The following is an 18,271-nucleotide window of genomic DNA, read 5'->3' on the forward strand; positions in this document are numbered from 1 at the left end:
TTTTAATTATATTGAAGTATATAAAAAATAAATAAAAACAACTGTAATTATTTTGAACTATTTTAAGAGTTATGATATAATATAGATTGTTAGAAAAATAGTATTTTAAAAAACTAAAAGTTGAGAAGGGAGGGAAAGATGAGATACCCTATTGATTTACATATACATACTAGTGTTAATCCTCATGCATATAGTACTTTGGAAGAAAATATAAGAAGTGCTACTGAAAAAAATATGAAAGTAATAGCTATAACAAATCATGGACCAGCATTACAAGATTCTCCTCATTGGTGGAGTTTGGTAAACATGAGAGTTATTCCTGAGTATGTAGGAGACTTAAGAGTTTTAAAGGGCGTAGAAACAAATATAATAGATGAAAATGGAAATTTTGATATAAATCAAAGAATATATGATATTATGGATATAATTTTATGTGGACTTCATACTATTGAAGCCTATGGAGAGCCAGGATATAGCTTAAAAAATACAGAGGCTGTAATCAATATGATTAGAAGTCAAAAAGTAGATATTATGGTACATTTAGGGAATCCACAATTTCCATTGGAATATGAATTAGTAGTAATGGAAGCAGTAAAAGCTGGAGTAGCTATTGAGATAAATAATTCATCATTAAAAGGTTCTAGAAAAGGTTCAAGGGAAAATTGTAAAAAAATATTAGAGTTTTGTAAAAAACATAATGCCTTAGTAGCTTTAGGAACAGATTCACATATTTCTTATGATATAGGAGAATTCCAAGAAGCTGAAAAATTAATTTCTGAGGTAGATTATCCTGTTGAAAAAATTATAAATTATTCAATAGAGAATCTTGAAGAGTTTTTAAAAAATAGAAAAAATAAGAGAGTAAAAAGAATTTAAAAAACATGTGTAATTTAACTCTTTACTAATAAGCTTACACATGTTATAATTTATCTAGATTTCATTTAGGAGGTAAATTATAACATGGTAAAAATAGGAGATTTAGAGATAAAAGTACCAATAATTCAAGGTGGAATGGCTATTAGAGTTTCTATGGCAAAATTAGCTGCAGCTGTAGCCAATGAAGGTGGAGTAGGAGTAATAGCAGGAACAACTTTATCTACTGATGAATTAAAAGCAGAAATAAAAAAAGCAAGAGATATGATTACTAATGAAGGTGGAGCTTTAGCAGTAAATATAATGTTTGCTGTTACTAATTTCATGGATTTAGTAAAAGCTTCAATAGAAGCTGGAATAGATATAATTATATTTGGAGCTGGATTTTCAAGAGATATATTTGAAGTAGTAAAAGGAACAGGAGTAAAAGTAATTCCAATTGTATCTACATTAAAGCTTGCAAAAATCTCTCAAAAACTTGGAGCAGATGCAATAGTTGTAGAGGGTGGAAATGCAGGAGGACACTTAGGAACAAATTTAGATTCTTGGGATATAATGGAAGAGATTACTAAAAATATAGATATACCTGTATTTGGAGCTGGAGGAGTAATTACTCCAGAAGATGCAGAAAGAATGCTTTCACTTGGAGTAGATGGTGTACAAATGGGAAGTAGATTTGTAGCATCAGAAGAGTGTGAGGTAGACGATTTCTTTAAAAATATGTATGTGAATGCCAAAGAGGGAGATATAGTGGAGATGATGAGTTCTGCTGGATTACCAGCTAATGCCATCATCAGTCCTTTTGTTCAAAAAATATTAGACGATAATCCAGATAAACCAACACATTGTGTAAAATGTTTAAAAAAATGTACATATAAATTTTGTGTAAATGAAAGATTAGTAAGGGGTCATAATGGAGATTATGAAGGTGGAATTTTCTTTGCAGGAAAGGATGCATGGAAAATTAATGAAATTCTTTCTGTACATGAAATATTCAATAGATTTAAAAAAGTATTTAAAGAATAAGAGAGTAATTAGGAGGATTTATGGAAAATAACAAAATCTGTAAACTACTGGGAATAAAATACCCAATATTTCAAGGAGCTATGGCTTGGATAGCTAATGGAAATTTAGCAGGGCATGTATCTAAAGATGGAGGATTAGGAATAATTGCTGGTGGAGGTATGCCAGTAGATATTTTGAGAGAAGAGATAAGAAAAGTAAAATCTATTACTTCTAATCCATTTGGTGTAAACTTAATGCTTATGATGGCTGATGTTGAAAAGCAAATAGAGGTATGTATAGAAGAGGGAGTACCAGTAGTAACAACAGGTGCAGGAAATCCAGGGCCTTATATGGAGAGATTAAAAGCAGCAGGAATAAAAGTAATTCCAGTAGTTGCTTCAGTAGCACTTGCTAAAAGAATGGAGAAAATAGGAGCAGATGCAGTAATAGCTGAAGGAATGGAAGGAGGAGGACACATAGGAACTCTAACTACTATGTCATTAGTGCCTCAAGTAGTAGAAGCTGTAAACATTCCAGTAATAGCAGCTGGTGGTATAGCTGGTGGAAAACAATTTTTAGCTGCACTTTCACTAGGAGCAGAGGGAATCCAAGTAGGGACAAAATTCTTAGTAGCTAATGAATGTACAGTACATGAAAACTATAAAAAAGTAATCTTAAAAGCTAAGGATAGATCAACTGTTTCAACAGGAAACTATACTGGACATCCTGTAAGAGTTATTGAAAATAAATTTGCTAAACAAATATTAGAGATGGAAAAAGTAGGAACTCCTAAAGAAGAGATAGAAAAATTAGGAACAGGTAGATTAAGACTTGCTGTTGTAGATGGAGATGTTGAAAATGGAAGTGTTATGGCAGGACAAGTAGCAGCAATGGTTAATGAACCTATGAGTACAAAAGAGATATTAGAAGGATTTATGAGAGAGCTAGAAGAAGAAAAAGTAAAGCTAGCTGAAAGAATGAATTCTTGGAAATAGAATGTTAATTTAAAGTAAAGAAGGAAAAGAGCTAAATAAGGATTAGTATCTTTTCCTTTTTTATATATTATGGTATAATTGTAGTGTAAAAATAAGTTAGGGATAAAGGAGAAAAACTATGAAAATTAAAGCTATAGCCCTTGATTTAGATGGAACACTCCTTACATCTGATAAAAAAATATCTGATATAAATAAAGAGGTCTTGAAATACTTAGAAAATAAAGGAGTAAAAATATTTATTGTTACAGGAAGAACATATATCTCAGCAAAACCTTTTGCACAAGAATTGGGAATAGATAGTTCTATAATTGCTTATAATGGAGCAAAGGTTGTAAATTATAAAAATGATGAACTTATTTTTAATTTGCCACTAGAAGAGAAATATTCAAAAAAAATTATAAAGATGGCAAAAGAGAAGGGTTTTCATGTTAATTTATACCAAAATAATAAATGGTTTGTTGAAGAGTTAGATAATGATGAAACTAGACACTATGCTAATCATACAGGTCTTACTCCTGTGAAAAAATCTTTTGATAGTTTTGATGATTATTCTATGACTAAAATAACAATACAAAATATGGAAAACTCAAAAGAGTTTAATGAGTTTTGTGATGAGATAAAAGATGTTTTAGGAAATGATGTTTATACTGCTAAATCTCAATCTTTTTTATTTGAAGTCTTAAATAAAAATGTAAATAAAGGATTAGTTTTAGAAAAAGTATTAAAATCATATGGAATCTCAACAGAAGAGTGTGTAGCTTTTGGAGATGCCAATAATGATTTAGAGATGTTGACTACAGTAAAATATGGTGTAGCTATGGGAAACTCTGATATAGAATTGAAAAGACAAGTAAACTATGTAACTGACACTAATGATAACAATGGTGTAGCAAAATTTTTAAAAAAATATTTCTTTTGACACATTTTTGAATTTATGATAAAATTTATAAATATAAAAATTAAAATTTTAAAGTTTTCAACAGGGTATCAGCCCGTTTATTTTAAATATGGAGGTTAAAATGAAAGAAAATAGTATTATTATACTAGACTTTGGTTCTCAATACAATCAATTGATTGCTAGAAGAGTCAGAGAAATGGGTGTTTATGCTGAAGTTGTTCCTTATTTCGAGCCTTTAGACAAAATACTTGCTAGAAAGCCTAAGGGAATTATCTTATCAGGAGGACCTGCTTCTGTATATTTAGAAGGAGCTCCAACAATAAGTAAAGAATTATATCAACAGGGGATTCCAGTATTAGGTATTTGCTATGGAATGCAAATCACTACTCACTTAATGGGAGGAGAGGTAGCTAGAGCGGATAAACAAGAGTTTGGTAAAGCTGAGTTAATAATTGATGATGTAAACAGTCCATTATTCCAAAATGTACCAAATAACTCTAAAGTTTGGATGAGTCATAATGACCATGTAACAAAAATGGCACCTGGATTTGTTCAAATCGGACATACAGATTCATGTGTAGCGGCTACTTACAACAAGGATATCAATACTTATTGTATCCAATTCCATGCTGAAGTTACTCATTCAGAGTATGGAACTCAAATCCTTAGAAACTTTGTATTTAATGTAGCTGGTTGTGAACAAAACTGGTCTATGGGTAACTACATAGAAGAAACTATAAAAAATATTAGAGAGACAGTAGGAGATAAGAAAGTATTATTAGGACTTTCTGGAGGAGTTGACTCATCAGTAGCTGCCACTTTAATTCATAAAGCTATAGGAGATCAACTAACTTGTATCTTTGTTGATACTGGACTTTTAAGAAAAGATGAAGCTAAAAAAGTAATGGAAGTATATGGAGAAAACTTCCATATGAATATAAAATGTGTAGATGCAGAAGAGAGATTCCTTTCTAAATTAGCAGGGGTATCTGATCCAGAATCTAAAAGAAAAATAATAGGAAAAGAGTTTATTGAAGTGTTTGATGAAGAAGCAGCAAAACTTACTGATGTAGAATTTCTAGCTCAAGGAACTATTTATCCGGATGTTATTGAATCTATGTCTGTAAAAGGACCTTCTATGACAATTAAGTCACATCATAATGTAGGTGGACTTCCTGAAGATATGAAATTTAAACTTCTTGAGCCATTAAGAGAACTTTTCAAAGATGAAGTAAGGAAAGTTGGAAGAGAGTTGGGAATTCCTGATCATATGGTTGATAGACATCCATTCCCAGGACCTGGACTTGGAATTAGAATCTTAGGAGAAGTTAGCAAAGAAAAAGCTGATATTTTAAGAGAAGCTGATGATATATTTATTGAAGAATTAAGAAAAGCTGATTTATATAATAAAGTAAGCCAAGCTTTCGTAGTGCTATTACCAGTAAAATCAGTAGGAGTAATGGGAGACGAGAGAACTTATGAGTATACAGCTGTTTTAAGATCTGCTAATACAATAGATTTTATGACTGCTACTTGGTCTCATTTACCATTTGATTTCTTAGAAAGAGTATCTAATAGAATTTTAAATGAAGTTAAAGGAATTAACAGATTAACTTACGATATCTCTTCTAAGCCACCTGCAACAATAGAATGGGAATAATCGCTGATTTTTAATCTAAGTATTGATTTTATTGAGTTAGTTTAGATTAAAAAAAGGCTCTGACAATAAAATGACAATGTTTTAAAAATTTACCTCTAGTAATTTAACTAGGGGTTTTTATGTTATTTTTTCTTATACTCTTGATATTGAGTAAGAACTTTTTTTAATTTTTCAGGAATTGGAATCCCACAAATAGAAGCATTTTCTAAAATACTTAATCCTTCATTTGAAATAAATACTCCTACAGCTAGAGTTTTAATAGCTAGTTTACCATCAAAAAGAATATCTAATTGATAGGCTAACACTATAATCAGGATAATCATAACTTTTTTTAAAATACCTATTATCCCAGCTTTAGAATTTGCTGTACAAGTAATAAAAGCTTTTATAACTCCAGATAAGTAATCCACAGTCATTAGTATTAATAAAACATTCATGGCATCATCTTGCCCACCTGTAACAAGAAAAATAAAGGCTACTAGACTTCCTAATCCTATTGTTATCCCATTTCCAAGTATTTTTATGACATCAACTATAAGTAATATGAAATTCCCAAGTATTTCCCATAGTGTTTCTCCTGTTGCTCTAATAAATTCTCCCATACTCACTCCTTTAGTTTGTAAATAAATAATTTATAAATTTGTCAAAAACATTAAACCAATAAGGTGTAATAGCTAAGGATGGAAATAGAGATGCTAATACACACATTAAAAATACTCCTATGAAAATAAAAGCTAATGTTTTAGAAAATACATCTATTTTTTTTATTTCAATATCTTGTTGTTTTTCTGCATCCTTGCTTCTTTTAAAAATAATATCTAATAATTTACTTCCTAGACTAACCAAAGTATTTATCATTTAATCTCCTTTTTCGCAAGCTTACGAATTTTTATATTGAAAATGAGGATAATCACTAAAGTTTTTCCAATCTCCTCCCCACTCGATATTATATTTTTTCATTAATTCTCTAGCTGAATCTGCTACATCTTTAAATACTTTTTTATTCCAATTACTTTTATTATCAATAATTACAGCTATATCAAAAGCATATCCTAATCCATCAGCTTTTACTTGATGTTTAGATTTTATTTTATAACCATCACATTTAGTTACAATTTTTCCTGGTATAGTTCTTCCTTGTTGATATATTTTATTCTGCTCTTCTGCTGTTCTAACTCCACAGGTTATACTGATATCATATGGAGTTACTTTTATTAATTCTGTAGCAAATTCTTGTAATTTTGGGTGTAATCCCTCTAAGTTATTTAAACTTCTTTTACTAAATTTATACATATATTTTCTCCTTATTTGTCAATTTTTTTATCAAGATAAACTCAATGTTTACAGCACTTAAATTTTTTTATTTTTCACAAATAATCCCTCCTTATTTTATTTATTCCAATAACTTTTAATGTTATTGTATCTTCTTTTGACATCTTGGGGATTTATTTGTCCCCATTTTTGATTAAGTTTAAATTTTAATATCATTTCTGGAGTTATTACCTCTCCTTTTTCTTTAAGCCATTTGTGCATCTGGCCATTGTAACTTAAAAATAATTGATTATGGTAATCCAGTAGATGAATAAATGTTTCACTATCTTGTACTTCAATATCTAGAATGAGAGTAGATAGATATTCTATACTACTCTTTATATGAGATAAATCTAAATCATCTATTTCTTTTTTGTGTTCCTGGAGCTTAATTGTTAAATCATCTATAGATGGGTCTAGTGATAGTAATCTTTCAATATCCTTATCACTAAATCCTATTCCTTTTAAGAAATTTCTAGCAGCAGGATTACCTGTTACATCAAATTGACTTCTTCCAAAGCTGTAACCACTCTTTCCTCCAGCATAAGAAAAGCGATATGGAGCTCTTGGATTATCTCCTACCTCATTTAATGCTATTGCTTGCATAGCAGAGATAGGATTAATTTTAGGAATTATATCTTTTATTTTCATCATATTCCTCCTTTTTTATCAGATATAACTGACAAAAATATTATTTTAGGTAATTTTATAAGTTATACTTGATAACTTATAAAAAACGACCTCGCAAAATCGTTTTTAAGGCACATCAAAAGTAAAAGAGGTATTAAAGTATGACTAGGATATTAGAAAAATTTATTGAATCTATTTTTAAATTTTTCTAAGGCATCAGATGGCTTAGGAATAACTATTTCCTCTTCCCCAACTTCTTCTAAAGCAGCTACTTTTAAAACTTCTTCTTTTTGCTCTTCAGGGAATAATACTTTTTCAGCATTGTCCATAAATTCATTGTAATCATCTAAAACATGAGCATCTTCCATCTTATCTTTTCCTCTTGGAGTATCTAGTTTTTTATATTCTTCATATTGCTCTCTTAAACCTTGTATTCCTTCTTCTCTTTCTACAATTCCTCTTAATACTTTTATTTCTTCTTTTGTTAACATAATAAATCACTCCTTTTTTTATTTTGAATTAAATTTATTTTTAAAAGTTTCTAATGCTTTACTTGCATGTGGTATATCTATTTCTTTTTCAACTAAAGCTATAGTTCTAGCTCTTACTTGTTTTTGTTCTTGTAATGAGTACATCAAAGTTCTAAGCTCTATCATCATAGTTACATACTCTTCTGAAAGAGCTGGGTCTTGTAATTCCATTTCTTTAATGGTTGATGGAGTATCCATTCCTTCATACTCTCTATATTGAGCTTGAACTCTATCATAATCAGTAGTTAAGTCTATCCAAATATGATTTTCCTTATCCCAGTCATTAACAAGATATTTAGGAGGACAAGGAACTGTAATAAGTTCTTGCTTTTCTTCATCTATATATTGTCCTGGTTCTAGTATAATGATATTTTCTTTGAATATTACTTCATTTTCAGAGAGTTTTCTTTGTCCTCTTTGGTATTTTTCATACTCTGTTGCTTCTCTAATTATATTTCCCTCATCTATTGAGATATAGAAAGGGATATCTTTTCCAAAATGACTATATACCTCTTTTTGAAAATATTGATTAGGATTTTTTAAAGGTTTTGGAAACACTGCTATTACTTGAGATTTATGGAACTTATCAGCATAAGCTTTATCAAGATAAAAATATTGTTTTTCAGGGTCTACCTCAACTTCTTCATCAAAATCACTTTCTACTTCTTGAATTTCTTCTGATAACATTCTAGGTGCTATTTCTTCTATCTCAATAAGTTCTTCAATATTATTTAAGGTTTCATTATATTTGAATTTATGAGGAATATCTATCCCTTCATAAATTAGTATTTCTTGAATATTAAAGCATACTTTTCTTTCTTCAAGCTCTTCTTGGCTTATTTCTTTTTCAGATACAGCAATACATTTTGCTATACCTTGTTTTGCTAACTCTTTATCTAAATAAAATAACATTTATAAACTCCTTTCTTATTAATTATATATATATAACTATTTAGTTTTCTTTTCTCATAACTCTCTAACATAGCTTGTAATTTAAAAATTTCTGTCCTTTCCCAGTAAATTCACTATATCTTTCACTAGGTAATGAAAATCCCTCAACTTTATGGTTAGGTACTACATGGGCTAAGCAAGAAGGTAGGTTTTTACTGGGTAGTAGTTCATCTTATGGATTAGGAATTACTGGAGGAGCTAGTACTGTTAAACTAACTATTGCTAACTTACCTAGTCATACACATAGTGCCACTACTGCTGCTCATACTCATACTCAGCCAGCTCATACTCATAAAATAAAAGGATATAATAATGAACAAGCTGATGGTCCTAATTTAGCTGGAGCTGGAGGATGGGAGACTACTAAAAATGCAATAACAGAAAGTGCTGGAGGAGAAACAACAGGAAGTGCATCTCCAGTAACTTCAATAGGAGCAACAGGAAGTGGAACAGCTTTCTCTATTATGCCACCTTACTTGGTAGTCAATATATGGAAAAGACTAAGTTAGTCTTAGCCACATGTGAACTGTATAATAAGCTGGTGTGATATCCAAGGCTTGTCCATTACCTAAATTCACTGTTTGAGGTTGAGCTGTATTAGTAGTTCCTGTCCAAGAACGTGAGGCTTGAAAGCCAATTTTATATCCAGAACCACTATCTCCACCGTGTCCACCTAATCCAGTTTGCTTTGTATAAAATGCTCCACTTCCAGCATATTTTATATAATTTGATGTATAAAAATCTCCAGTAATTTCCATAGTACCTCTTGAAAGAGAGAAACTATCAAGTTGGATTTTTACAGCTGGGAGATTAGCTTGAGTAATAGTTTTAGCATTACTACCACCAGTGGCTTTACTAGCTCCACTACCTGAAGTACCAAGTAAGAAACGACCTTCTATCTTCTGCCAAGTGGTACCTAAAAAGATACTAGATGGGTTAGTAGAATTAGTAGTTAAATAGATATCTCCCACTTTAAATGGACAGAAATTTTTAAATTTCTCATTAATTTCACTTTCAGTAAAGTATCTATCATCATGTGTATGACTTTTAGGAGCATAATCATGTGTATGAGAAGTATTAGCTTTTTTCTTTAGTTCTCCATTATAATATCCCATTAAAGCAGCTACGAGAGCTTCAGTGCTCTCATAGTCTACTAATTTCTTTAAAGCTTTTTCTAATGCTTGAGTATATACTTCACTAATACCAAGTTGTTCTTTAACTAAGTTTATTCTTTCTTTTAAACTCATATTATCAACTCCTTAAGCTCCAGCTCCTTTATATTTATCAATAATGGCTTGAGCTTCTTCTTCCGTCATTGTATTATTTAAGGCTGTTTCTACTGTTGTTGCTTTTGATAAAGCACTCTCAGCTGTACTTTTAGCTGTATTAGCTGTTTGACTAGCTGTTCCAGCTTGTTGTAAAGCTGAGGCACTATCAGTAGCTGCTTTATTCCATTTAGTTTTTTCTGCATCTGTTACAAATCTATGACTTGTATCCTCAGTTATCATAGAAGCTGGATGACTAGATGGATGAGTATAATTATTAGCTCCAGCTTGGATACCATCTAATTTTTTCTTGTCTTCCTTACTCATTAAACCATCTGAACTTTGAGTAGCGTTTCCAGGTAAAAATAAATCTCCTAATGCTTGCCAATCATTAACTTCTTCAGCTTCATAAATTAACATAGTATTCTTATTTTTATAAGTTGGTTCTTGAGTTACTATTACATAGTATCCTTCTTTTGGAGCTGGAATAGCAGATTTTAAAGCTTCCAAAGTTTCATATACTCCCTTCCAAGCTAGCCCACTAGCAAAGGTATTTATTGCTGCCGTTAATTGTTCTTGTGATACTTTATCACCCCAAGTTTTTTTCTCTTGAGGACTTACAAACTTTTTGCTATCTGTCTCTGTTACTTGGTCAGCACTATGTGTATGTGAAGATTCTGCTTTTGTTTTTATTAATGCTATAATCTCTTTAGCTAAAAGGTCATAAGCTACTTCATCTATTATTTTCTTTCCATTTGCTAGCATATTTACTAATTTTTCCATATTTCATCACTCCTATTTTTTATACTTATTTATTATTGCTTGTGCTTCTTCTAAAGTAATGATATCCTTTTGCATATCATCTTTAAGTTGGTCCGCATACTCTTTTAATTCATTTTTAGAATTTTTTAAAATCTCATATAACTCATCTACTATATCTTTTACATATTCTTTTTCATCACTAGGTAATAAAGGCTCTAGAAATTCCCAATCTTTTTTTTCAACAACATGGAAATATACTTCTTGAATACTACCTACTATCTTTCCTCTATCAGAATTTCTTAATACTAATCTACAAAATACTTTTCCAAATCCCTGTAATATTTCATTAGGAATAGCAATATCTATATTAGTAGTTATTGTACTATCTATTTCCTTCTCAACTACATAAGGCTCAGTAGGATTATTAGAACTGCAAAATACAGCTCTAATATTACCTTGAAAATCTTTTAAATTTTTTAAAACTATTTTTATATTTCCTATTCCGTAGTCGCCTTGGAGGAAAAATATGGGAGAAAAATTTGCAATTCTAAGTATATCCCAATATACAATCATTTCTTTCAAGATATCACTCCTCCTTAACCTTATACTTTTCCACTAAAGCTGTCATTTCTTGAGGAGTAGTTATTTTAGGATTTATATTAATTACACCATTTTCATCAATAGAAATAGTTTCTCCTATTTTTATTCTTCCTAATTCTGTCTTAGTTGCTTTTTTTATCAACTCTTCATCAAGAATATCCATGTTATCATTAAATACTCTTATATCTGCTACCTCAGTATCCCAATTTGGTTTTTTTAAATTAAGATTAGGTGTTAATTCTGGCATTAAATTCCCTCCTTTTTCATAACTTCTTCCCAGGTAAATTGGCTATAATATTCCCAAGTTTTAGGGGGTAAATCTCCCCATAATCTATATCTATATTGAAAATTTATTCCTAAATGAGCTGGCTTAGCTTCTCCTAGTGATGCTTTTAAAACTTCAATATCATCTGGAATACCAATTAAAGAAATAAAAACTATTTCAATAGTTCCATCGATAAATTTAACATCAATTTCTCCATTTCTCCAGCTATTAGCAATAGTTTGGAGTAACTCTAAATCACATTTACCTGTTGTTTTCCATCTTGCTTCTATTTCAATTCTTTTTCCTTCAATAGTGGTAGATTTAGTTTTATAATTTAATTCTTTTTCAAGTTCTTGAATCCTCTCTAATGACATAGTAGAGAATAAGAACTCTTTTCCAAGTAAAGTCATCTTATCTTTTACTTCATCTAAATGTAATCCAGCTGGATTTAAAATAGCATTAATAAACTCATCTTTTCTAATTATTTTATGTAAATTATTAATTAAAATATCTTTAGTTTTCATGGATAGTTACCTCTCCTAATATAGCTACTTCTTCATCTCCTATTTGAATATTGCTAGTTCCATTATTTAATGTTAAAGAGCTCCATTCTATTACTCCAGGTGTTTCTAATATAGAATTAGAAATAAGTGAATAAGATACATAATTTTTTTTAAATGCTATTGATTGTAAAAATGATGTTAAGCTCTGTTTTATTCTTTCACTTAATACTTCACTATTTACCCCCTCTTCTTTAGTTAAAGTAACCTCAATATTAATAGTTTTAGCACTAGCTGATATCACAGTACAGTAAGCTCCTATAGGTGCTTCTCCATACCCACATCCCCAAGTAGATTCATCTTCTCCTTTTGGGTCAATATATTCTTGTACTTTTTTGACTAATTCGCTAGATGCTACTTGCTTTAAATCATTTATAATAACTGTTTTTACAGTGTTTTTCCCATTCCATAGTGGAAAGATTTTACTATCTCCAACTCCAGCTACTTCTCTAGCCCATTGCATATAGTGATATACATTTCCAGAGGTTGCTGGCATCTGAACTTTTATGTCATATCTACTTAATAACGATTCATCAGTTTCAGCATTAAAACCATCATAGGTAGCTTTCTCATTATTACAACTTTTTATACCTTGAATAGTAACAGGCATTTGAGTAATAGTTTTAGCTCCAACATTACTAATATCTCCAGGAATAACAGCTTGAATTTTTATAATCCCAGTATTTACTATACTTTTAGTTTCTAATGATTTAAATTGAACTCCATTGATTGTTTCAAATATATCTCCTTTTGTTATAGTTCCTGTTCCATTAACTGTTAATTCTCCTATTGAATATGTAGCTGGTTTTCTAGTTAATCCCTGAAGCTGAAATACCCTTTTATCCAACTCTTCTCCAGTTAGCCTATGTATATCAAAGAAATCCCAAATATCTGATAATTTTTTTTCTAATTCAGCTCCTTCTAAAGCATATGTTTTAATTAAATCATGTGTAAATGTTCCAACTGATTTAATATAGTCATCTGGAATATTATTTAACATTTCTTCTAGTATTTCATCAGCACTTTTGGCTGTATAGTAACTAGACATTTAATTCCACCTCGCTTTTAATTAATTCATCATTAACAATTACAACAATATCAAATACTAGAGAATTAAAATTTTTAGTAATATTGATAGATTCAACACTTTGAATATTTTTGTTAAGTAATAATTTTTCTTCTAGCTCATCTTTTATTTGAGCAATAGTAAATCCAGAACTATAAAATTCATTCCCTCTCATTTCATAGAGAAATCTTATTCCAAACTCAGTATCTTGATATACTTTATATTTCTCCATTTCTGTATGAAGTAAAAGAAATATCCATTGCTGTACTTGCTTTTTTTTATCTGTAAATTCTGTTTTTCCATCTTTTACTATAACTTTTTTAGTAGTGGTATCAAATAATAAATCTTTATATTTATTAATTAAAGTTTTACTATTAGTAACTGTAACAGAACTAATAGTATTAAAACTTTTTGGAAAGATGCTCATATATCTCCCCCTTATTTAATCTTTCTTATTTTAAAATCAACTATCCATTTTTGTCCTTTTTCAGTAGGAGTAACTTTTACTAAATCTCCTATTTTTAATGTATCTGTATTAATAAAAGTTCCATTTGCTTTGTACTCCCCATTTCCTTCAATAGTTCCATGTGGATTTGTTGCTCCTAATCCACATGGCTTATTTGACGAAGTAGCATTAATAGTTATTTCATCTAATATTCCTTCTAGTTTATAAGTTCTAGTATAATCAGCAAATAATCTATCATTCATATATAACATATGAGGGTATAAAATAAATCTTCCATCTAAAATAGATATAGTAAGTTCTGGAGGAGCTTGAATTACTTCTCCTATACAGACTTGAAAATTTTCAGGAGTTTCTAATCCTTTTAAAAATTTAGCTGCTATTTCGCTATTCTTCAAATAATTCCACCTCCAAGTTCACAATATGTTCTCCCTTTCTCCAGGTATGGACACAAGAATTAATTAAGTATTCCCCGTAAAGTTTTAATTTAGGATTATTAAGGTAGATAACTCTTCCAGCTCTGAACTCATCATCTCCAAAACCTTCAAGTGATACAGTTTTAAAAACTTTATTCAACTCTTTTAATTTCATTTTCGCAACATTCCGAACTTTAGCTTCATCTTTATCAGGTTCTACATTGATAATTTCTTGTAAGCTCCCATATTTTTCAATATTAGTGTTATCTTCAGCTACTGCTAATATTTCAGTTGATTCTTGTTCATTTGAAGTTACAAGTATTCTATTTTTCATTTCTAAGATACTTTCACTTATACTTTCATTCCCAGTTTGTCTATATCTAAAAGATACATTTACCTTTTTAAAAGGATTAACATTAAATTTACTATCTATAAATTCAAGTTTATATTTAATTCCAAGCTCTTCATTAACTTGTTTGAGAATATCATTAATAATTTCAGCAATAGTATTAGAGTAATATAATTTACTGATAGAAGTTGAAATATTACTAATATCTCCAATAGGAGCATCTATTTCCTGTAATAGTTGTTTAATAGCTACACTAGCACTAATATCTTCAAATTGTTTAATTACTTTATTTTTATTTAAATAAAAACTATAATCTAAACATTCAATAGTCCTATTAAATTTAGTAGTTGTTATATTTACTATTACTCCTCTAAATAATTCCTTGGTATTATTTAAAATAATTATATCTCCAGTTTCTATTTCGTCAGAGAAAATAAAACTAGTATCATTATAATTTCTAGCTATGTTAAAAGCTAAAGATGCTCCTAAAGTATCCATAGAAGTACTTAAACTAATAGCTCCACTTATATCAGTTATATCAACTGCTCTTTCTCCTTTTATAACATATAAATTCATAAAATCACCTGTTCACATACTCTTCAATAGTGATGGAATAGTCAATGTCTTGATTAGATTTTTTCTTCCAGGTAAAATCTTTAATTATACAAGGATATGAGAATGAAGTTTCTGATAAAATTACAGTAACTTTTAAAATAGATTTTCTATATTTAGTAAGAAAAGCTAAGCACTCTGGAGCTAAAAATGATAAAAATGGCAGCCATCTATATCTTTTATGAGGGAAAAAACTGTTGATAGAAATTGTTTTTAGTTTCTCTTCTCCTATAAGTGTCAGTTCTTTGCCTAAGCTATTTTCAAAAGTTTCACTATTTAGAGGATTGTTAAATGATACATTTTTACTTTCGATAAAAGGAAATTTAAAGATATTTTTCCTATCAAGTGTAGATAAATATATCTCCATTTTATTTTCCTCCAAATAATCTTTTAAAAAAGCTTTTCTTTTTAGATTGAACTTGGATATTTTTTAAGATAGCTAATAAATCAGTATAGTTTTGTTGTAATATTTTGTGTTCTGCAAGTAATGTATAATATTTTCCTTTTATATCATCTGTTGCTGCTTTTTCATTAGCTGAAATAACTCTTGCCTTTTCATTAATAATATTAATAATAGCTCCACGACATTCTTCAATACTGTCAAGTTTCCCAGTATTTGTATCAATACCAAGAAAATTCTTTAAATATTTAATTTCTCCTCTTAATACTTCCCTTCTAGTCATAATATCCTCCTAAGTTACATTAGCCATATTATTTTTACTTATATCTACAATTACACCAGCTACTTTTTCTTTAAACTCATCATACCCATATATATCTCCTTGAATATATATATTATTAGAATTAGTTACTGCTGGTCTTGGATTATTTATAGTAGCTCTAGTAATAGCATTAGATTTAACTGAATTTAAACTCTGAGGAGCTTCTACTTTTGCAAAACTTTCTTCAAATACCTTATTTTGACTTGGTATTTTATTTTCTACTTGTGGTTTTGCAAGTTCCTGGATGTCTTTTTTTGTTTTTTCAGTTACCTCTATATTTTTTTCAATATCTTCATCACTAAATAAACTTTTAGCCCATTCCCATACTTTTCCTAATCCTTTTATAATAGTTATAACAGGCATAAAAGCTCCTACAATAATACTAGCCCACCATGGCATATTATCAGCAAAAGATTTCAAAGAATCCCATAGACTTCCTACAAAAGATTTGACTTTGTCAAATTCAAATATTAACATGTACAGAGCAAAAGCTATAGCTCCAATGGCAGCTGTTACCCATCCGACTGGAGTAGATGCTAACATTAAATTAAAAGATGCTATTGCTAATTTGAGTTTTGTAAAAATAGTTACTAAAAATCCTATATTTGACAAGGCTGTTACAGCTATTTGATAAGCTTCAAAAGCTGCTTTTAGAGCAAAAACTCCTTTTGTGAGTATATAAATTATTCCTAAAAATTTAGTTAAAGCTATAATTACTTCATGGTTTTCTTTAATAAAGTTATAGGTACTTATAACTGAATTAGCTATTTCAGTAAAAACTATTGTAAATTCTTTAGCTAAATCATCTAATGTTCCATCTTCTTCCCATTTTATTAGTATATCTCTTAATAAAGTCATTTTTTGTTTAATGATATCAAGTATAGAACCTGTTTTGATAAGTCCATTCTCCATACCTAATATCTTAGCTAATCCCATATTAACAGAACCTGTAATTGTACTCCATAATCCTCTTACAGTTTGAGATAATTTTTCAGCTCCTCCATCAAACTTTGATACCATGATTTCTTCTAAAACTATTTGAAGCTTTTCTTGGTCTTTTACTTGCCCTTGCTTATTAAACACTTTATTTTTACCATATTTCTTTTCAGCTGCTTCAATAATCATCTCCTTAGATACTCCTAAGTTTTCCATACTTTGGAACTCATTTTTTGAAAGTATATCTTTTACAGCTTCTGTTGCTTGTTCCATAGTTGTGTTAGTAGCTCCAGCAGCATCAGCTATCATAGCTAACCATTTTTCACTATCTATCCCATAACTTTCAAGAGTAGCTGTAGCTTGAATAACCTCTTCTGGACTGAATGGAGTAGATATAGATAGTAGTTCAGCATTTTCCATGAGTTTATTTGTTTTTTTAAAGTCCTTAGTAGCTGTTTCTAACATAGTTCGATAAGCCTCTAAGTTAATAGAAGTTTCCATTCCCATTTTGATAGCTCCTCCAGCTCCAAGCCCTCCTGTCAATCCTATGATAGAAGCTCCCCATTTTAGAGCTGATTTAACAGCTCCATCAATAGATGAGCCTACTGTTTTACCCCATTCTTTAAAAGTTTTCTTTGATTCTTCTACTTCTTTTTCAATCTGTCTAAAACTATTTCCGAGTTTCAATATCTCTTTTCGCTGTTCTGATACAGAGTTTTCAGCTTGTTCTAAAGCTTCTTTTAAAGCTTTTTCCTGAGATTTCATATCATTTACAGCATCACTATTTTTAATAATGGTTTCTTCCAATCTGTTAAGATTTTCGGTTTGCTCTTTTATAGAAATATTATTATTTCTATGTTGCTGCCTCAAAGCTTGGAGTTGTTTGGCAGCATTTTTATATTCTTTAGAATTACTTCCATACTCTTGCCCAAGCCTATCAAGTTCCATAGCTTGTTTAGTAATTTCATTTTGCAATTCTATATTAGAATTTTTAAGAGAATCAATATTAGCTTTAGCTCTTTGGTATTCTCTATTTTGCTCAACAACACTTTTTTTCAAGTTTTCTAACTCTGTTACATACTGAGCTATATTAGCTTTAGCTTGTTCTACTGCTTGTTTATACACTTCTAATTGCTCTTTTGCTTGTTCACTTTGCTTTTCAGCCTCTTTTAGAGAGGCAATAGCTGGTTTTATTTGCTCACTAAGAGCATTTTTCAAGCTAAGTATTACACCTATTGTTTTACTCATTATTCCCCTCCAATTCCCATAGAAGCTTTAATCTTTTTTATGTCATACTCAATTTGTTCCTGTCTATTTACTACCATACTTTCAATAAAGAATAATTTTTCTTCTTCTGTTAAATTAAGTAGATATTGTAAACTATGTCCTTTTTGGAGATAAT

23 protein-coding genes and 1 pseudogene are annotated in these 18,271 nt (G+C 29.8%); 6 read left to right on the forward strand and 18 right to left on the reverse strand.

All coding sequences use genetic code 11. From position 1 onward, the window contains the following. Positions 1 to 138 precede the first annotated feature (138 nt). The 5 genes from FMAG_RS03785 to guaA all read left to right on the forward strand — a co-directional run bounded on the left by FMAG_RS03785 (position 139) and on the right by guaA (position 5,431). Positions 139 to 876 carry a phosphatase gene (locus FMAG_RS03785; RefSeq protein WP_005884176.1) on the forward strand — a complete coding sequence of 246 codons (738 nt, stop codon included), beginning with the start codon at positions 139 to 141 and terminating at the stop codon, positions 874 to 876. An 84-nt stretch (positions 877 to 960) separates the two neighbouring features. After that, the gene (locus tag FMAG_RS03790; RefSeq protein WP_005884178.1) at positions 961 to 1,899 is read left to right on the forward strand and encodes an NAD(P)H-dependent flavin oxidoreductase; all 939 of its coding nucleotides are present in this window, start codon (positions 961 to 963) and stop codon (positions 1,897 to 1,899) included. Between the two features lie 20 nt (positions 1,900 to 1,919). Continuing rightward, positions 1,920 to 2,873, forward strand: coding sequence for an enoyl-[acyl-carrier-protein] reductase FabK (fabK, locus tag FMAG_RS03795; RefSeq protein WP_005884179.1), 954 nt, complete (start codon positions 1,920 to 1,922; stop codon positions 2,871 to 2,873). A 118-nt stretch (positions 2,874 to 2,991) separates the two neighbouring features. Next, complete coding sequence (locus FMAG_RS03800; protein ID WP_005884181.1) at positions 2,992 to 3,792, forward strand: Cof-type HAD-IIB family hydrolase; 801 nt, start codon at positions 2,992 to 2,994, stop codon at positions 3,790 to 3,792. 100 nt (positions 3,793 to 3,892) lie between these two features. Continuing rightward, complete coding sequence (gene guaA / locus FMAG_RS03805) at positions 3,893 to 5,431, forward strand: glutamine-hydrolyzing GMP synthase (RefSeq protein WP_005884183.1); 1,539 nt, start codon at positions 3,893 to 3,895, stop codon at positions 5,429 to 5,431. 122 nt (positions 5,432 to 5,553) lie between these two features. On the opposite strand, the gene FMAG_RS03810 is transcribed toward guaA, so the two are convergent. The 6 genes from FMAG_RS03810 to FMAG_RS03835 form a co-directional block, all read right to left on the reverse strand. After that, the gene (locus tag FMAG_RS03810; RefSeq protein WP_005884185.1) at positions 5,554 to 6,033 is read right to left on the reverse strand and encodes a phage holin family protein; all 480 of its coding nucleotides are present in this window, start codon (positions 6,031 to 6,033) and stop codon (positions 5,554 to 5,556) included. Positions 6,034 to 6,043: 10 nt separating this feature from the next. Continuing rightward, the gene (locus tag FMAG_RS03815; protein WP_005884188.1) at positions 6,044 to 6,289 is read right to left on the reverse strand and encodes a hypothetical protein; all 246 of its coding nucleotides are present in this window, start codon (positions 6,287 to 6,289) and stop codon (positions 6,044 to 6,046) included. Positions 6,290 to 6,310: 21 nt separating this feature from the next. Beyond that, entirely contained in the window at positions 6,311 to 6,724 is a 414-nt protein-coding gene (locus FMAG_RS03820; RefSeq protein WP_005884190.1) for a M15 family metallopeptidase, read from the reverse strand. Between the two features lie 96 nt (positions 6,725 to 6,820). Then, positions 6,821 to 7,393: a hypothetical protein gene (locus FMAG_RS03825; RefSeq protein WP_005884192.1), complete on the reverse strand. Its 573-nt coding sequence runs from the start codon at positions 7,391 to 7,393 to the stop codon at positions 6,821 to 6,823. A gap of 152 nt (positions 7,394 to 7,545) precedes the next feature. Further along, the gene (locus FMAG_RS03830; protein ID WP_005884195.1) at positions 7,546 to 7,863 is read right to left on the reverse strand and encodes a hypothetical protein; all 318 of its coding nucleotides are present in this window, start codon (positions 7,861 to 7,863) and stop codon (positions 7,546 to 7,548) included. Positions 7,864 to 7,881: 18 nt separating this feature from the next. After that, complete coding sequence (locus tag FMAG_RS03835) at positions 7,882 to 8,814, reverse strand: hypothetical protein (protein WP_005884197.1); 933 nt, start codon at positions 8,812 to 8,814, stop codon at positions 7,882 to 7,884. 110 nt (positions 8,815 to 8,924) lie between these two features. On the opposite strand from FMAG_RS03835, the pseudogene FMAG_RS14250 reads away from it, so the two are divergent. Beyond that, a pseudogene (locus FMAG_RS14250) lies at positions 8,925 to 9,362 on the forward strand (phage baseplate protein); the annotation flags it as partial. Here FMAG_RS14250 and FMAG_RS03840 read toward each other — a convergent pair. Genes FMAG_RS03840 through FMAG_RS03895 form a run of 12 tightly spaced genes read right to left on the reverse strand, consistent with a single transcriptional unit; the run spans position 9,354 to position 18,117 of the window. Then, positions 9,354 to 10,100 carry a phage baseplate protein gene (locus tag FMAG_RS03840; protein WP_005884199.1) on the reverse strand — a complete coding sequence of 249 codons (747 nt, stop codon included), beginning with the start codon at positions 10,098 to 10,100 and terminating at the stop codon, positions 9,354 to 9,356. The pseudogene FMAG_RS14250 and the gene FMAG_RS03840 overlap by 9 nt on opposite strands. 12 nt (positions 10,101 to 10,112) lie before the next feature. Then, positions 10,113 to 10,901, reverse strand: a complete 789-nt coding sequence (locus tag FMAG_RS03845) for a hypothetical protein (RefSeq protein WP_005884201.1) — start codon at positions 10,899 to 10,901, stop codon at positions 10,113 to 10,115. A 12-nt stretch (positions 10,902 to 10,913) separates the two neighbouring features. Continuing rightward, the gene (locus FMAG_RS03850) at positions 10,914 to 11,453 is read right to left on the reverse strand and encodes a hypothetical protein (RefSeq protein WP_261660747.1); all 540 of its coding nucleotides are present in this window, start codon (positions 11,451 to 11,453) and stop codon (positions 10,914 to 10,916) included. 13 nt (positions 11,454 to 11,466) lie between these two features. Continuing rightward, positions 11,467 to 11,727 (reverse strand): hypothetical protein, encoded by a 261-nt coding sequence (locus tag FMAG_RS03855; RefSeq protein ID WP_005884205.1) that lies wholly within the window; start codon positions 11,725 to 11,727, stop codon positions 11,467 to 11,469. Then, complete coding sequence (locus FMAG_RS03860) at positions 11,727 to 12,269, reverse strand: putative phage tail protein (RefSeq protein ID WP_005884207.1); 543 nt, start codon at positions 12,267 to 12,269, stop codon at positions 11,727 to 11,729. Before FMAG_RS03860 ends, FMAG_RS03855 begins: the two co-directional genes overlap by 1 nt. Further along, entirely contained in the window at positions 12,259 to 13,353 is a 1,095-nt protein-coding gene (locus tag FMAG_RS03865) for a baseplate J/gp47 family protein (RefSeq protein WP_005884209.1), read from the reverse strand. Before FMAG_RS03865 ends, FMAG_RS03860 begins: the two co-directional genes overlap by 11 nt. Next, on the reverse strand, positions 13,346 to 13,798 hold the full coding sequence (locus FMAG_RS03870) for a DUF2634 domain-containing protein (RefSeq protein WP_005884211.1): 453 nt from the start codon (positions 13,796 to 13,798) through the stop codon (positions 13,346 to 13,348). Before FMAG_RS03870 ends, FMAG_RS03865 begins: the two co-directional genes overlap by 8 nt. Before the next feature lie 11 nt (positions 13,799 to 13,809). After that, positions 13,810 to 14,232: a DUF2577 family protein gene (locus tag FMAG_RS03875; RefSeq protein WP_005884213.1), complete on the reverse strand. Its 423-nt coding sequence runs from the start codon at positions 14,230 to 14,232 to the stop codon at positions 13,810 to 13,812. Then, on the reverse strand, positions 14,222 to 15,175 hold the full coding sequence (locus FMAG_RS03880) for an XkdQ/YqbQ family protein (RefSeq protein WP_005884215.1): 954 nt from the start codon (positions 15,173 to 15,175) through the stop codon (positions 14,222 to 14,224). Before FMAG_RS03880 ends, FMAG_RS03875 begins: the two co-directional genes overlap by 11 nt. 4 nt (positions 15,176 to 15,179) lie before the next feature. Then, positions 15,180 to 15,578 (reverse strand): hypothetical protein, encoded by a 399-nt coding sequence (locus FMAG_RS03885; RefSeq protein ID WP_005884217.1) that lies wholly within the window; start codon positions 15,576 to 15,578, stop codon positions 15,180 to 15,182. 1 nt (position 15,579) lies between these two features. Continuing rightward, positions 15,580 to 15,894 (reverse strand): hypothetical protein, encoded by a 315-nt coding sequence (locus FMAG_RS03890; protein WP_005884219.1) that lies wholly within the window; start codon positions 15,892 to 15,894, stop codon positions 15,580 to 15,582. A 9-nt stretch (positions 15,895 to 15,903) separates the two neighbouring features. Continuing rightward, positions 15,904 to 18,117 carry a phage tail tape measure protein gene (locus FMAG_RS03895; protein WP_005884221.1) on the reverse strand — a complete coding sequence of 738 codons (2,214 nt, stop codon included), beginning with the start codon at positions 18,115 to 18,117 and terminating at the stop codon, positions 15,904 to 15,906. Between the last annotated feature and the right edge of the window lie 154 nt (positions 18,118 to 18,271).

The sequence above is a fragment of the Fusobacterium mortiferum ATCC 9817 genome, assembly GCF_000158195.2.
In the GTDB taxonomy this organism is placed as follows: domain Bacteria; phylum Fusobacteriota; class Fusobacteriia; order Fusobacteriales; family Fusobacteriaceae; genus Fusobacterium_A; species Fusobacterium_A mortiferum.